This is a genomic window from Desulfovibrio sp. ZJ200, from assembly GCF_011039095.1.
GTDB lineage: Bacteria > Desulfobacterota > Desulfovibrionia > Desulfovibrionales > Desulfovibrionaceae > Desulfovibrio.
The window spans coordinates 1-15,243 of sequence record NZ_JAAKEH010000057.1 but is presented as its reverse complement, the minus strand read 5'-3'; the positions used below and the strand labels follow the sequence as shown (position 1 = coordinate 15,243).

Genomic DNA, 15,243 nt, shown 5'->3' with positions numbered 1-15,243 from the left:
AATTTCAAAGTGAAATTGCTCTAGAGCATTTTCACTTTGAAAATGCTCTGCTGACGCGAAAGCGGCAGCCGCCGCAACGCGGCGTACATTCAGGCGAAAACCGCGTTTTTCGCCTGAATGCCACCTTTGACTTTTATAAAAAGTCAAAGGTAATCTGCTCTAAAATACCCTGCGCTCAAAACCGCGCCGCTGCCTTGCCAGCGCGAAAAAATCGCTCCTTCTGCACGCAGGAAAAACAAGCGGCCCGGCGGCGCGTAGTATGCTCTACACAGCCAGGCCGGGCTGCCTGTTCATCCTGCCGTCTCTACGCTTGAGCCCGCTGCGGGCCGGCATGGCGACCACGGCGAAAAGGATCGGATGCCCTTACACTTTTGCGGCGGTGCGCAAATCCGACGCGGCATCCGTCGCTTCCCAGGTAAATTCCGGCAGTTCGCGGCCGAAATGCCCGTAGCAGGCCGTCTTTCGGTAGATGGGGCGTTTGAGATCCAGTCGCTTGCTGATGAAGTAGGGGCGCAGGTCAAAAACATCGCGCACGGCTTTGGTCAGCACCTCGTCGGGAATCTCGCTGCTGCCCTGGGAGGAGACCAGCACGCTCACCGGCTGCGCCACGCCTATGCAGTAGGCGATCTGCACTTCGCAGATCGGCGCCAGACCCGCCGCCACCACGTTTTTGGCAATATACCGGCCCATGTACGCGCCGGAACGGTCCACCTTGGAGGGGTCCTTGCCGGAAAAGGCGCCGCCGCCGTGATGGCCGCTGCCGCCGTAGGTATCCTGAATGATTTTGCGGCCCGTGAGCCCGCAGTCGCCCATAGGGCCGCCCACCACGAAGCGCCCTGTGGTGTTGATGAAAATCTCGCAGTCTTTTTCATCAAAGTAGCCGGAAGGCTCCAGAATGGGGCGAATCACTTCGGCCTTCACGGCTTCGGCCACTTCGCCCTGGCTCACGCGGGCCGCGTGCTGGGTGGAAACCACCACGTTATTGATGCGCACGGGCTTGCCGTCCTGATATTCAAAGGAAACCTGGGTTTTTCCGTCCGGGCGGAAAAAGTCGACAATGCCGTCCTTGCGCACCCGCGCAAGCTGCTGCGAGAGCTGGTGGGCCCAATAGATGGGCGCGGGCATCAGGGTGGAGGTTTCATTGCAGGCATAACCGAACATCATGCCCTGGTCGCCCGCGCCCTGATCCTCGGGCTTGGAGCGCAGCACGCCCTGGGCAATGTCCGGCGACTGATGGCCGATGGAGGAGATGACAGCGCAGGTCTGCCAGTCGAAGCCCATTTCCGAGCTGTTGTAGCCGATATTTTTGATGGTCTCGCGTACCACCGCAGGCAGATCCGCGTAGCCGCGGGTGCTGATTTCGCCGGCGATCACGGCCATGCCTGTGGTTACCAGGGTTTCGCAGGCCACATGAGCCTCCGAGTCCTGGGCCAGCAAGGTGTCCAGCACGGCGTCGGAAATCTGGTCCGCCACTTTGTCGGGGTGGCCCTCGGTCACGGATTCAGAGGTAAAATAGTATTTGCCCTTGTTTTGCATCACTCTCTCCTTCTGCTGGCCTTGGATGAGGTCTTGAAATGACTCGTTTTATGTGAATTGTACCTGCGAATGCCCAAATCCGGGATTGTTTGACGCCGCAGGCAAGGCAACGCGTCGCAGTGCCGCCGGGATGGGAGCGAAGGCTGCGGCAGCTCTGCGGCATCGTATCAGGAACGGAGCAAAATATTGTCGATTAACCGGGATTTGCCCATGTGCACGGCGCAGGCCATCAGGGCCGGGCCGTTGATTTCGTCCAGCGGGTCGAGGGATTCGGGGTCCACCACCGCCAGATAGTCCAGGCGCCCCAGGGGCAGACGCTCGGCCCAGCGGCGCAGCACGGCCTCGCGCAGAACGGCTGCATTTTTTTCGCCGTCGCTGACCAGTTTCTGCGCATACAGCAGGCCGCGCCGGATTTCCGGGGCCTGGGCGCGCTCCCGGGCGGTCATGTAAACATTGCGCGAGGAAAGAGCCAGCCCGTCGGCCTCACGCGTCGTTGGTCGGGTTTCAATGCGGATCGGCACATTGAGATCCCGGACCATACGGCGGATGATGGCCTGCTGCTGCCAGTCCTTTTGCCCGAAAACGGCAACCTCGGCTCCGGTCAGCAGAAAGAGCTTGAGCACCACGGTACAGACGCCGCGAAAATGAGTGGGGCGGCTCTGACCGCAGAGGCCTTTGGCCAGATCCGGCACTTCCACCCAGGTGGCGTGATCCGGCGCATACATGGAGCCCGGCTCCGGCATGAAGAGCACATCGACGCCGTGGCTTTCGGCAATGGCGGCGTCGCGTTCCGCGTCGCGCGGGTAGGCTTCAAGATCCTCGCCGGGTCCGAACTGGGCGGGATTGACGAACAGGCTGACCACCAGGCGTTTGGCAAGGCCGCGGCCGTGGGCCATGAGATCCTCATGCCCGGCGTGGTAATAGCCCATGGTGGGAACCAGGGCGATATCTTCGCCCGCGGCATGCCATGCGCGGCAGCGCGCCGCCAGATCCTGCGGAGTAGTTAATATCTGCATATCAAGGTATTGTGATATAGTTAATGAATGTCCTCTTATACATGGCCGCATCCTGCTTGTAAAGTAAAAGCGTCAATGGCATAAAAGGCGCGGGAGGAGCCGCATGCTGAAACCGTTTTATCAGGGCAAACTGGATACCTTCTGCGCGATGTACGCCGTGCTCAACGCACTGCGCCTGACCCACGGCATCCGGGTGCTCAAAGCGCGGGACATCCTCAATGAAACCCTGCTGGCCCTGGCCGGCTCCCCGGACGCTTTCAAGGCCGTACTTCTTCAGGAGACGGATTATCTCAATCTGGTTGACGGCATGTTGCGCGCCCAGCAGAAAAAATTTCCTCTGGAAGTGCGCAAACCCTTTGCCGAGGCGGACAAGCCCTCGGAGGAAGAGGTCTGGGCCTGCTGCCGGGAATGGCTGACGCCCGGGACCTCGCGCGCGATCATTTTTCGTTTTTCGCGCAACCTGACGCCGGACGGGCCGCCGGTCAACCGGCACTGGACCACCGCGGATCGCATCGACGCGGAAACGCTGCATCTCTTTGATTGCAGCCATGAGGCCGAGGCTATCCTGAATATCCGCAAGGAGAGCTTTGTCACCCGCCCCGAGGCTGTCGGCGCCGGGCGTCTGCTCTGCATTCAGCCGGAAACGCTGCGCCTTCTGCGCCTGCCGTTCTGAACCGGCGCGGCAGGCCCAGGGCTGCGCCTCAGTATTCCCTTTCAGGCGCGGCAACGCCCACGGGCAGGCCTCTGCGGCGGGCTTCGGCCTGAAGAGTGGGGGCCACCCAGAAGGCCTTTTCCTGGACAAAACTGAGCACCTCGAATTCCTCCACGTCAACCGGGCGCGCGTAGTAATAGCCCTGCGCGTAATTGCAGCCGATGCTGAGCAGAAAGCGTGCCTGCTCCAGGGTTTCCACGCCTTCGGCAATGATTTTCATCTGGAGTTGCCGCGCCATTTCAATGGTGTTCCGGGCCACGATCTGGCCGCGCTCATTGTCCGGGCCGTCGCTGATGAAGGTCCGGTCGAGCTTGACGATGTTAAAGGGTAGAGAGCGCAAGGTGCTCAGTGAGGAATAGCCTGTGCCGAAATCATCCATGGAAAAGTGAAAGCCCTGTTCTTGCAGATCCTGTATGACCCGGACCAGGTTTTTTTCGCTTTCAAACAAGGCGCTTTCGGTCAGCTCCAGTTCCAGCAGATGCCGGGGCAGCTCGTACTTGTCTGTCAGGCGCAACAGCTTGTTGCAAAATTTGTCGTCATTGAAATGCATGCGCGAGACGTTGATGGATACGGGCGCGGGCCGGTAGCCCTTGTCCAGCCAGTGGCGCAGCATTTTGCAGGTCAGTTCCCAGATGTACTCGTCAAAGCGGATAATAAAGCCGTTGCGCTCAAAAAGCGGCACAAAACGGCCGGGAAGGATCAGGCCGTCCTCTGGGTGCTGCCAGCGGGCCAGGGCTTCGGCGCCCACAATGCGGCCCGTGGAAATTTCCACCTTGGGTTGCAGAAAGAGCACGAACTGCTTTTTTTCCAGGGCTTCGTGCATTTGATCCCTGATGTAATTCTCATCCAGCACGCGCTGGCGCAATGCGCCGTCGTAAAAGGCATAGTTGGTCAGGTCGCTGCCTTTGACGGTCTTCAGGGCGAGAAATGCCCAGTCGCAGAGCACATGCACCGGCGCTTTGCGCGTTGCCACCGGGCAGATGCCGAAAAAGAGCTGCGCCCGGTAGGCCTGGGTATAGTCGTTTATCTGGCTGGAGAGCCATTCCACAAATTCCCGAACCCGCTGCCGGTCACCCGAAAGGCAGACCGCGAAAATGTCGCCGGAGAGGCGGGCAAAGGTTTCCTTGCCTTTATGGAGATTTTTGCGCACGAGATGGGCAATGGCCCGCAGGAGCCGGTTGCCTTCGTCCAGGCCGAACCTTTCATTGATGCCCTTGAAGCCGGCCACATCGAAACGCACAATATAGCAGGAGCCTCCGGCATTCTGGCGGATCAGCCGCCCGGCCTTTTCAAAAAAGGTCTGCATGTTGTATGCGCCTGTCAGGGGGTCATATTCCGCCCTGAAACGCAGTGTCTGCTCCGCGCGGGTCACGCTGTCCACGTCGTTGATGGTGCCGATGCAGCGCACGCCCACATCCGGATCTTACAGACAGGTATAGGTGACTTTGCACCAGATGAAGCGCCCGTCGCGAACCCGCAGGCGCACGGTCATTTCCCCGGAATGCGAGCCTGCGGCCATTTCGCGCAGGCATGACTCGAAAACCGGCCTGTCGGACGGATAGAGCACGCCGTCCTCGCGCCAGACATCAAAGAGCCGGCGGCCGTCGTAATTGCCCGCAAGCAGCTCGGGAATGCGCGGAGAAGTATAGGTGGGCTCGTGCCCGCGCCATTCAAAAACCAGGGTGTCCGTGTGATCCACAACAGTCTTGTAGCGCAGATTGTCCAGACGCTGACGTTGCAGCAGCGCATTTTCGCGGGCAATGCCGCCGGCGTTCTTCTGCGCGTCGATATCCTGCACGCAGACCATCAGCAGAGGCTGTTCCAAAGGCCCGGAGAGGGGAAAAACCGTCAACCGCGCCCAGCGGTAGCGGCTGTCGCGGCATTTTTTGCGGACCTCGCCGATGAGGTATTCCCGCTTTTCCCGGTCCGTGTTTTTCTGGAGTTCCTGGGGATTGAGAAGGCGCAGGAAAACCTGCCTGTCTTCGGGATGGATCAGATCGTCGGCAATGGCCCGCACGGTTTCGGCCAGGCCGTACCCCGCGGGCGGGGGGCAGAAGCGCACATCCCCCTCATGAATCACGCGGTAGGAGTCATCGGCAGGATTCGCTTCGTAAATTTCGTCGTAGATGCTGCGGAGCACGCAATTGTAACGGGCCTGCTGCACCTCGTCCGCAGTGGCGTCTGTTGCCGTACCCGGCTTACGCATGGGCCGCTGTTCCATAGCCGCGCCTTTGACGCCTGACGGCGCTCAGGTTTCCGCACAAGCACATCCTTGCGGCATAAAAATACCATTGCCGCCGCTCTTTTGTAAATGCCCCGGTTGTGCTTTCGCAGGGCGGATGCGCCTTCTGCGTCTGCCTTAGAGTATTTTCACTTTGAAAATGCTCTGCTGACGCGAAAGCGGCAGCCGCCGCAACGCGGCGTACATTCAGGCGAAAACCGCGTTTTTCGCCTGAATGCCACCTTTGACTTTCATAAAAAGTCAAAGGTAATCTGCTCTAAGAGCGTGGCCACGCCACCATGCTCAAAAATTATAGGCCGGGCGCGCCGCAAAAACGTCACCTGCGCGCCTTTGACATTTGCGCCTGTCCGGCTATCTTCGTGCCTGGCCGCACTTCTCTCACGCATACTGCGCGCATGCCGCGCGGCGCAGAGGTTCTATGCTGATACACAAGCTTCAGCCGCTCACCGACATGTTCGACTGGCTGCATCACTTCTGGGAACGACCGTCCACACAGCGGCGCGTGGCCCTGGTTCTGCTCTGGATCTATCTGGCGGCGCTGGCGGGCGTGGAGCTCAAACGACTGGGATTTTATCCGCTCTGGCTGCCTCAGCCGCCGGACAGCCACTTTTATTCCATTCACCTGGCCTTCACCCTGATCCTGGGCATGGAGGTCATGAGCCTGATTTTTGTCATTCCCTCATCCTTGTCCCAGTCCATGGGCAAGCAGTTTGAAATCCTGACTCTGATTCTCTTGCGCAACGCCTTCAAGGAGCTCTCATCCCTGCCCGAACCCGTGTCCATCGACATCGACAACATTCTGCGGGTGGTGGAGATCGGCGTTTCCGGCGCAGGCGCGCTCTGCGTCTTTCTTTGCCTTGGCCTCTACAAGCGCATTGCGCGGCGGCACCCCTTCATCCAGAGCCCGGACATGCGCATGCGTTACGTCATGAGCAAGAAGCTGCTGGCCCTGACCCTATTTCTGATCTTTTTCGGCATCGGCGCGCGCGATCTGCTGTTGTATCTGCAGACCGGTTCGGATCAGCGATTTTTTGAAACGCTCTACACGATCCTGATCTTCGCGGATATTGCCATGGTGCTCATAGCCCAGCGCTTCATGCCTTCCTATCATGCTGTTTTCCGCAATTCGGGCTTTGTGATCGGCACCCTGCTCATGCGCCTTTCGCTCTCGGCCCCGCCGCTCTGGAGCCCGCTTATTGGCCTGTTCGCCGCGCTTTTCGTTCTGGCGCTGACCTGGGGGACCAATTATTTCAGCCCCTATCGGGCTGCGGGGAATATAAAAAGCGGCAACATCTGAGAGCATTTTTTGATTGAACATATTCATTTTCAATCAAAAAACGCTCTAGGGCAGATTACCTTTGACTTTTTATGAAAGTCAAAGGTGGCATTCAGGCGAAAAACGCGGTTTTCGCCTGAATGTACGCCGCGTTGCGGCGGCTGCCGCTTTCGCGTCAGCAGAGCATTTTGCTTTTGAAATTATTCAATTTCAAAAGCGGCGCTGCCATCATTTCCCCGCAAGCGGGACAAGCCCCCGCAAGCGGGACAAGCGCCTGAAAAGCGTGGTTTTCAGGCGCATTGCTTCAGCCGTTGCGACGAAGGAAGCTACGGATGAAGACAGCGACTGGTTACTGCGACCGCCAGAGCGGTTGCCGTTTTCAACAGCAAACCGCTCTAACACATAGGAATCATTGGTAGGCAGTACAGGACTTGAACCTGTGGCCCCCGCCTTGTAAGGGCGATGCTCCACCAACTGAGCTAACTGCCCGTTAACTGAATATATATTGCACAGCCCGTGGGGGCTGTCAATGCGCCCTGCGTTCAAAAGCCGGCAGGGGGCGTTGCGAAAGTTCCCGCATATCCCTGGCCAGCTTATTGCCAAGGGCTTCAGCCCGGTCGCGATCCAGCATGATCATATCCACCTGCCGGGTATGGATCAGCAGATAGCCCAAAAGGCGCGCCCGCTGCAATGTCTCCTGCGCATCCAGGCCCTCGGCCACGGCAAAGAGCGAGTCGTCCTTGGCCTCGGCGCGAAAATCATGATTTTCCAGAAGCTCCGCCAACATCTCCGCGCGCAGGCGGCGGCGTTCGCGATCGGCCGCGCCGCCCTTGAACTGAAAGCTCACGAAATTGTCGTGGCTGTCGTCGTCGGCCAGGCATTCCACCGTGCAGAAGTGATAGCCGTAGCGGGCCTGCAGGATCATATAGCGGGCGCTGATGATGAAGACGTTGCGATTGGCCATGCTGTTGGGGGCCATGCTTTCCAGCTCCGGATTCATGGCGCTCTCGAAAACAACGCTCATAAAGCCCGCCGCGCCGGCAGAGGGCGGCCCGGCCCAGGGCACGGCGACCATGCCGTCCCAGAGGGCGAGCATGGGCGCGCAGGCGATCTCGGCCAGATCCACCACAGAACCCCGGACAGGGCGCGTGAAGCCGCCGCCCATATCCACCACCCAGTATTGCAGTTTCCCCCCGGCCTTGAGCTGCTTGCCCATGCGGCGGCTGGCGCCCGCTTCGCCGTCAAACATGATCCGCGCCGCTTTTTCATGGCAAAAGCGGGTGATGTCATGCAGGCTGCGGCAATTTGCCGGGGAAAAGTCCGGGGATTCGGGGTCCAGCAGGTGCAGCGGCGTCATCAGCCGGGCCAGGGCGGCCAGGCGCTCCTGCACCGGGCTCCCGGCCATCAGATCGGGCTGCGCCACGCAGTCCGCCAGCAACTGGGGCTGAAGCCCGGCAAAAACCCTGTTGCGCGAAGCATCGACAGTCACTTCCCCGGCATCGGCCAAAAGGCGGCAGGCGTCAGGCAGGCTGAAAATCGCGGGCAGGCGATACTCCCGCGCCACCGAGGCCAGATGCCCGGCCATGCCGCCGGTTTCGCTGATCAGTCCGGCCGCGCGCGGAAGCAGGGTGGCCCAGCGCGGACGGGCGCGCTCCACCACCAGGACCCCGCCGGCGGGGAAAGAAAGCATGTCCACTTCCTTGCGGGCCACAAAAGCCTGCCCCATGCCCACGCCCGGGCTTACGGGCACCCCGCCGCAGGCCAGCACAGTGAGCCCCGGCGGCGGGGGAGCGGGCGGAGCAGCGGCATCCGAGCACTCCCCGGCCCCGGCGGCCTCGCGCAACGGCCTGCTCTGAAGCACTACCACGCGCCCCTCCCCGGCCTCTATGGCCCACTCCACATCCTGAGGCTCGCTGTAATATTCTTCCAGGGCCAGCGCCACGCGGGCCAGCGTTGCGGCCTGAGCGTCACTGAGGCTCGCGCCGCCGCGGACTCCATGTTCAGGCCCGGACGCGGACATTGCCTTTTCCACGGCAGCTGTTGCCTGCCCGGGCTGCCTGTTTGCAATACGCTTTTCCAGAAGCCGGGGCGGATTTTCGCGGCTGAAGATAAAAACATCCGGCGTGACTGTTCCGTCCACCACAGCTTGCGGCAGGCCGGGCACGGCATTGAGCGCCACCCGTTCAAGCCCCTGGGCGGCAGCCACGGGATCGCGGCTGTAGGCCACGCCCCCGGCCGCGGCCTTGACCATGGCCAGCACGCCCACGCTCATGGGCGCAGCGTCGTCCGGAATGCCGTGCTGAAAGCGGTAGCTCATGGCGGTCACTGCATATTTTGCCGCCACGATCTCCTTCCAGACCTCGCAGGCTTCTTCGGGAAGGACATTGAGTTCGGAACGGTATTGCCCGGCAAAGGTCACGCCCAGCGCATCCTCGCCCACGGCGCTGCTGCGCAGCGCAAGCTTGAGGTCCGGCCCCAGGCGCTCGCGCATCCTTTCCACAGCCTCCGTAATGGCCTCTTCCAGCTCCGGCGGCAGGGGCGCAGTGAGCACCTGTTGCTGCAACGCTGCCGACAGGCTGAAAAGCGCATCCAGGCTGCGCATGTCCGTGGACTGGATGCGGCTCTCCAGCTCGTCGCGCAGACCGTTGCAGTTCATAAAACGCTCGTACGCGCTGACCGTCACGGCGAAACCCACGGGCACATCCAGGCCCACCCCCGCGGCCAGCTCGCCCAGATTGGCCATCTTGCCCCCGACCTGCGGCAGATCCGCCAGGCGGATGTCTTCAAGCGGCAGGATCAAGGGGCCGTCGGCAACGGAGATGCGCCGGCTCAACATGCTTTCCATTTCCTGACGAATGCGGTCAAAAGCAGCCTGAAGCCCGGCATACTTGTTCTCCGAGAGGGCATTCAGCTCGCGCACCATCTGAAAAACCGCGGCGGTCGAGCGCGTGCTCACAGCGCGCACATAGCTCATGCCAAAGGGGCGTCTTCCGGTCAGGCGCTCCTCAACATCGCTCATGGCTTCCAGAGCATTTTTGTTGGCCGCCAGCAAACGGCGAAAGCGCGCGCAGCGTTCCCGCAAACGGGCCTTGAACTCCTCTTCGCGGGCCAGTTCCTCAACGTCAGGGGTAGCGTCGGGATTTCTGCCGCCACACAGACGGCGCACGCTTTCAAGAACTTTTTTCCACATAGCGACCTCTTGAACAGGCCCGGCCAAACCCGCCACTGCCGTTTGCCGCGTCAGGGGGTCTTTCTTGCGCGGTTTCACAATGAAACCGCTCTGGCCCTAGAGCATTTTCTCTTTGAAAATGCTCTGCTGACGCGAAAGCGGCAGCCGCCGCAACGCGGCGTACATTCAGGCGAAAACCGCGTTTTTCGCCTGAATGCCACCTTTGACTTTCATAAAACGTCAAAGGTAATCTGCTCTAGGATCAGCCCTCAGCAAAACGCTCTACCCGGCGGAACCCACGGCTTCTTCCATTTTGATGATCAGCTCGCTGATGCCCACAGGCTTGAGCATATAGTCATACGCGCCCAGATCCATGCCCTGCACGGCCACGCCCATGCAGGCATGCCCGGTGAGCAGGATGACCGGCAGGGCAGGGGCCTTTTGCTTCATGCGGCGCAAGGTTTCCAGACCGTCCATGCCGGGCATGCGCACGTCCATGACCACCACCCGGAACATCTCTTCGTCCGGAGCCTGCGCCGCCTCAAGCAGCGCCAGCGCGGTTTGCCCGTCGGGCGCGGTGCTCACCGCCATGCCGCGCCGGGAGAGGCGTTTCTCCATGAGTTGCAGAAATTCCACTTCGTCGTCCACAATAAGCACACGCATACCTGCTCCTGGGCAAAGGGTGATGAAAAGCCGTTTGTGCGCTGTTTGTGCCGCCAGGCCGCCTGCCGCAAGGCGGCGCGTCGGCGCGCAAAGCACGCTGCTTCAGGCCTGGACGGATTCTTCCGCCGGGCCTGGCGCCGCCTCATGCGGCAAGGTGATGCAAAAGCTGCTGCCTTCTCCCGGTCGGCTGCTCACCTCAATGCGACCGCCCAGTTTTTCCAGAATGGTATAGCAGATGGCCAGGCCAAGGCCCGTGCCCTCGCCCACTTTCTTGGTGGTGAAAAAGGGATCGAAAATCCGTTTCAGGGTTTCCTCATCCATGCCCGGCCCGCTGTCCGTGAAGGTAATGCGCGCGCCCGCGCCGCAGGCTTCGGTCCGGATGGTCAGCTTGCCGTCCTTGCCCACCGCGTCGATGGCATTATCAATGATATTAATGAACACCTGCTCCAGTTGGGCCGGATCGGACAAGATCACGGGCAACTGCGGATCATACTCTTTACTGATCGCTATGTTGCGGTTCGCGGCTTCGGTTTTGAGCATTTCCACGGCCTGATCCGCCAGGGCGCTGAGCAGAATTTCCATATGACTTGGGTTCATGCGCCGCCCGAAGCCCAGCATGCGTTGGGTGATGCCTTTGGCCCGGGCCACATGCTGCTCGATCTTCGCGGTGCTCTCCAGGATTTCCTGATAGTTCTTCATGCGCTCCGGGCTCTCGTCGTCGAGCAGATCGCGAATCCAGCCCGCATTTTCCTGAATCAGCATCAGAGGATTGTTGACCTCATGCGCCACGCCCGCGGCCATTTTGCCCAGGGCCGCCATTTTGCTGGATTGCAGCATGCGCGCGTCGATATGGGCCTGCTTTTGATCAAAATCCGCCAGCGTGGAAACCAGGTGGCGCGTGCACAGCACGGCGCCCGCGCTGACCAGCGCTCCGCCCAGAACCACAAACAGCAGAATCAGCATCTTGAGTTGCCGCAAGGGCTCCAGACTCTCGCGCACGTCATCCACCACCACCAGCACCCAGGGCACGGATTCCAGGCGCATCATGGCCGCCAGCAATTCCTTGCCGTGAGGCGCGCTCAGGGATTCAGTGACCATGCTGCTGCGGGAGAGATTGGGCAGGGGCATTTGCAGCTTGTCCATGATTTTGCCGTAATAGCGCGAATCCGTTTGCAGCACGCCCTGTTCGCTGACCAGAAAAGCGTCGCTGCGCCGGCCGGAATAGACGCGCCGCAGCAGGGCGTCAATGGCCTCCATGTCAATGGTGGCGCGCATGATGTAACTGCGGCCGCCCTCATGGCGCAGCACGGCAATGATGATGTGCGGCACATGCCGGTAGCCCATGAACACGTCGCTGACATACACGCCTTTGCGCAGCACCTCCCGGAACCAGGGCGTATCCGTGTAATCGGCCTCATGGAGGTCGAACGGGCCCACATAGGAGACATGGCGGCCGTCCATGCCGATGATCCCCAGATCCACAAAAGAACGGCTGTTGTTCTGCATGACGCTGAAGATCTCGCTCAGGCGCGCCGGATCGCTGAGTTCCGCATAGGGATGGGTGAAGGCCAGGGTTTTGATCTGCCCGACCCGTTCCACAATAAAGGTATCCAGGGCGCGATGCTTGCTGCTGGTCACGGCTTCAATGCCGGCGCTGATTTTTTCGTCGTAAATGATATTGATCCGATCCAGGCAAAAAAGGCCCAGCGCCGCCAGGGGCGTCAAGGCGAGCAAAAGCAGCGTCAACAGCAGGCGGCGGTAAATGCGCTTGTAGCCGCGGTGAGGCGTGGGCGAGGTCAAGAGCATGTTTTTGCCTCCTGCGCGTCGGCGGGCAAATCCCGGCCGGTAAACAAAGCGCGGCAATGGGCGAGCATCTGCTCGCGCCGGGCCGCCACCTGGGCCGCATCCTGCATGATCATGTCCAGTTGCCGGGTGTGGATGGTCATATAGCCGGCCACGGCCAGCAAATGCGCCCCGTCTTCCGCATTCATGCCTTCCAGCCGCGCGCTGACCGCATCGTTGCGCACCACCGGCTCAAAGCCGAATTCCCAGAGCAGATCCGCCACCAGCCGGACGCGCAAAATACGCCGCTCAATGTCCGCAGCGCCCCCGCGCAACCGGAAAAGCAGATAATTTTCCTTGCGGCGCTCGCCCAGGCGCGCCTCCACGGAAACGAAATGAAAGCCGAAACGCGAGTGCAGGCTGCAATACTCGCGTGAAATCATAAAATAATTCTTTTCGGAAAAGTAGCTTGTCTGAGCCGCCGGGTCCAGATGCGGGTTGGCCGTGGCCTCAAAGAGCACGGCCAGGAAGCCCTTGCCGTCCAGCGGCGGCGGCCCCTGCCAGGGGTAGGCGTTCATGCCGCGCCAGAGGGCCCGCATGGGACATGAGGTTATCTGCTCAATGTCAATGACCGGACCCGGGGGATGAACCGCAAAGCCGTCGCTGAGGTTCACGACCCAGAACTGCTTGAGCACCGCGTCGCGCAACTGCTTGACGCGCATGGGCGCGAACTGCTTCTCCGCGCCCAGGGCGAACATGGCGCTGACCGCCTTTTCATGGCAAAAGCGGGCAATGTCGTGATATGTGGCGCAATTGGCCGCCGTGAAATCCGCGCTGTCCGCATCAATGGTCAGGGGCAGAATATGCGTGGCCGCGTGCTGCAATATGCGGAAAACAGGGCTGCCCGGCATGAAATCACGCGGCGGCGCCAGCCCGGCCAGAAGCGCATCGGCCTGCCCGGGGTACAGCCGGCACTGTCCGGCGCTGTCCGCGCAGAGCGTGATCCTCTGCCCGCTTTGCAACCGCCGCATGGCCCCGGCCATGCCGAACACGGCCGGTTTGCCGAACTCCCGGGCCAGGGAGCCCAGCCGCGAGCCCAACAGGCCCTGCTCGGCAACCAGACCCGCGATCCGATCAATGAGCGAAGCCCAGACATAGCTGTCATGGGCAACCACCAGGATGCCGCCCTGGGGAAAACGGCGCACATCATCCCAATCCGCGGCGACCAACGCCGGGCCGCACACCCTGCCCGGATTTGCCGCCACGCCGCCTTCCAGCAAGGGCGCGGGGAGCTCATCCGGATTTGCCGCGGGCCGCGCCGGATCATACGATTCCCCGATCCCGTCCGCACGGATCAGGGGGCGCGCCAGCAGCAGCCGCACCTCCCCTGCGGGCGATTGCACCCAGGTCAGAGAGAGCGGTCTGCCTTCACTTTTCTCCAGCGCCAGGCCCAGCGCGGCCACCTTCAGGGCAGTGGCGTCATTGAGCACCGGATGCCGCGGATCGTGCGGCTCCCGCCCGCTCACTTCATGCGGTTCCGCCTTGGAGACGCGCAGCAGATCCACAGGCAGCTCGGAATATTCCATTTCCTGAGGCAGACCCTCGCAGCCGTACACAGAGACATGCGCGTCCTGCGGCCGGAGAGGGCTGCCGGTGTGCGCCAGCCCGCCGCGGCTGCCTTCCGCCACGGCCAGGCAGGTCACGCAGAGCCCGGCGTCGGCCTCCGCAAGCCCGCGGGCGCGCCGGTACACAAGGGCCTGGGCCCGCTCCTTGCGGGCCAGGGTGACGTGCAGGGCATGAAGAATATCCGCATCCGGCGCAGCCAATGCCACGGAAGGGCCCCAGAGCAGCAGGCCGTGATCTGCATCCTTTTCTTCATGCAGGGGCCAGAGGCGGCCGCGCAGCACCAGTCGCACGGGGCCCTTGCAGCGCGCCCGCAGTTCCCTTACGGCCGCCAGCACGGCTTCAGCCAGTTCCGGCGGCAGCGGCGTGCTTTCCACCAGCGAACCCAGGCTTTCCGAAAGCCTGTCCAGATGATTTGTCCCAAAGCCCCCGGCGGCCTGTACCCGGCGGTGGATCTCGCTCTGCACGTCGTCAGCCAGAAACAGCCGCTGGCAGCCTGCGGCCGTGACCACAAAACCCGGCGGAATCACTTCAGGATAACGATGCCCAAGGGCATCCAGCCGGATCGTGGCCTTATCCACCAGCCCGGCCTCGGCCGCGGCGGCCAGATCCGGGTGGCCCAGGGGCAGGACCAAAGGACCCAGCAAACAGGACTCCGGTTCATAGACTTCAGCGGCCACGATGTTTTGCAGCTCCGCGAAGCGGGCATAGAGCGCGGCGCAGGGGCCTGCATCAAGACGTTCCAATTGCTGAATGCATTGAAAAACCTGGGTGGACACGCTGGTGCAGAGCGCCCGCACGCGGTACAGCCCGAAGGGGTGATCGCAGCACAGCGTATATTCAAGCTCGGTCATGGTTTCCTGGAATTTATTCCAGGCCGTGAGAAAAAGCTTGAAGGAATGATGGCGCAGGGCGAAAAAATGTTCCGCGTCGCGGGAGTCGGACGCGGTCGGGCACGGAGCCGCTTTTGTGGGGCGTTTGAGAAAAGCCAGCAATCGGGAGAGAAACATGGCGACTCCGTCAGCGGCCCTGCGCTCTGCGGTTAGATGGTTTTGCCAGAGCGGTTTGCCGTTTTCAACAGCAAACCGCTCTAGGGCGTGTTAGCACTATCCTGCGCATTCTCAACTATTTTAGAGCATTTTGCTTTTGAAATTATTCAATTTCAAAAGCGGCGCTGCCATCATTTCGCGTCCAGAACGCGGTCTGGACGCTCATTCGGCGCGG

General features: G+C 61.3%; 11 protein-coding genes and 1 tRNA gene. 3 read left to right on the top strand and 9 right to left on the bottom strand.

Annotation, left to right across the window (positions count from 1 at the left end; translation table 11 throughout):
* On the top strand, window positions 1-314 hold a 314-nt coding region (locus G7Y52_RS12880; protein WP_165072549.1), incomplete at its 5' end, for a hypothetical protein.
* Between the two features lie 49 nt (window positions 315-363).
* Here G7Y52_RS12880 and metK read toward each other — a convergent pair.
* Together metK and panC are read right to left on the bottom strand one after the other, a co-directional pair.
* A complete protein-coding gene (gene metK, locus G7Y52_RS12875) occupies window positions 364-1,539 on the bottom strand; it encodes a methionine adenosyltransferase (protein WP_165072547.1) in 1,176 nt (391 codons plus the stop codon).
* 164 nt (window positions 1,540-1,703) lie between these two features.
* Complete coding sequence (gene panC, locus G7Y52_RS12870; protein ID WP_165072544.1) at window positions 1,704-2,552, bottom strand: pantoate--beta-alanine ligase; 849 nt, start codon at window positions 2,550-2,552, stop codon at window positions 1,704-1,706.
* A gap of 103 nt (window positions 2,553-2,655) precedes the next feature.
* On the opposite strand from panC, the gene G7Y52_RS12865 reads away from it, so the two are divergent.
* Window positions 2,656-3,225 (top strand): hypothetical protein, encoded by a 570-nt coding sequence (locus G7Y52_RS12865; protein ID WP_165072542.1) that lies wholly within the window; start codon window positions 2,656-2,658, stop codon window positions 3,223-3,225.
* 28 nt (window positions 3,226-3,253) lie between these two features.
* On the opposite strand, the gene G7Y52_RS15385 is transcribed toward G7Y52_RS12865, so the two are convergent.
* Window positions 3,254-4,678, bottom strand: a complete 1,425-nt coding sequence (locus G7Y52_RS15385; protein WP_241159749.1) for a bifunctional diguanylate cyclase/phosphodiesterase — start codon at window positions 4,676-4,678, stop codon at window positions 3,254-3,256.
* Window positions 4,679-4,687: 9 nt separating this feature from the next.
* Entirely contained in the window at window positions 4,688-5,485 is a 798-nt protein-coding gene (locus G7Y52_RS15380; protein WP_241159748.1) for a PAS domain-containing protein, read from the bottom strand.
* A gap of 439 nt (window positions 5,486-5,924) precedes the next feature.
* Between G7Y52_RS15380 and G7Y52_RS12855 the strand changes: the two genes are divergently transcribed.
* Window positions 5,925-6,803: a hypothetical protein gene (locus G7Y52_RS12855; RefSeq protein ID WP_165072540.1), complete on the top strand. Its 879-nt coding sequence runs from the start codon at window positions 5,925-5,927 to the stop codon at window positions 6,801-6,803.
* Between the two features lie 392 nt (window positions 6,804-7,195).
* On the opposite strand, the gene G7Y52_RS12850 is transcribed toward G7Y52_RS12855, so the two are convergent.
* The 5 genes from G7Y52_RS12850 to G7Y52_RS12830 all read right to left on the bottom strand — a co-directional run bounded on the left by G7Y52_RS12850 (window position 7,196) and on the right by G7Y52_RS12830 (window position 15,029).
* Window positions 7,196-7,271: transfer RNA gene (locus G7Y52_RS12850), tRNA-Val, on the bottom strand.
* A 37-nt stretch (window positions 7,272-7,308) separates the two neighbouring features.
* The gene (locus G7Y52_RS12845) at window positions 7,309-9,972 is read right to left on the bottom strand and encodes a PEP/pyruvate-binding domain-containing protein (RefSeq protein ID WP_165072538.1); all 2,664 of its coding nucleotides are present in this window, start codon (window positions 9,970-9,972) and stop codon (window positions 7,309-7,311) included.
* Between the two features lie 261 nt (window positions 9,973-10,233).
* Complete coding sequence (locus G7Y52_RS12840; protein ID WP_165072536.1) at window positions 10,234-10,614, bottom strand: response regulator; 381 nt, start codon at window positions 10,612-10,614, stop codon at window positions 10,234-10,236.
* A gap of 102 nt (window positions 10,615-10,716) precedes the next feature.
* Window positions 10,717-12,420, bottom strand: coding sequence for a PAS domain-containing sensor histidine kinase (locus G7Y52_RS12835; RefSeq protein WP_165072534.1), 1,704 nt, complete (start codon window positions 12,418-12,420; stop codon window positions 10,717-10,719).
* The gene (locus G7Y52_RS12830; protein ID WP_165072532.1) at window positions 12,411-15,029 is read right to left on the bottom strand and encodes a PEP/pyruvate-binding domain-containing protein; all 2,619 of its coding nucleotides are present in this window, start codon (window positions 15,027-15,029) and stop codon (window positions 12,411-12,413) included. The genes G7Y52_RS12835 and G7Y52_RS12830 overlap by 10 nt, the downstream gene beginning before the upstream one ends.
* Between the last annotated feature and the right edge of the window lie 214 nt (window positions 15,030-15,243).

Bases quoted from the DNA above. Each gene is read 5' to 3' on its own strand.
- G7Y52_RS12835 (WP_165072534.1), bottom strand. From the start codon at position 12,420: ATGCTCTTGACCTCGCCCACGCCTCACCGCGGCTACAAGCGCATTTAC.
- G7Y52_RS12855 (WP_165072540.1), top strand. From the start codon at position 5,925: ATGCTGATACACAAGCTTCAGCCGCTCACCGACATGTTCGACTGGCTG.
- G7Y52_RS12865 (WP_165072542.1), top strand. From the start codon at position 2,656: ATGCTGAAACCGTTTTATCAGGGCAAACTGGATACCTTCTGCGCGATG.
- G7Y52_RS15380 (WP_241159748.1), bottom strand. From the start codon at position 5,485: ATGGAACAGCGGCCCATGCGTAAGCCGGGTACGGCAACAGACGCCACT.
- G7Y52_RS12845 (WP_165072538.1), bottom strand. From the start codon at position 9,972: ATGTGGAAAAAAGTTCTTGAAAGCGTGCGCCGTCTGTGTGGCGGCAGA.
- G7Y52_RS12830 (WP_165072532.1), bottom strand. From the start codon at position 15,029: ATGTTTCTCTCCCGATTGCTGGCTTTTCTCAAACGCCCCACAAAAGCG.
- panC (WP_165072544.1), bottom strand. From the start codon at position 2,552: ATGCAGATATTAACTACTCCGCAGGATCTGGCGGCGCGCTGCCGCGCA.
- G7Y52_RS12840 (WP_165072536.1), bottom strand. From the start codon at position 10,614: ATGCGTGTGCTTATTGTGGACGACGAAGTGGAATTTCTGCAACTCATG.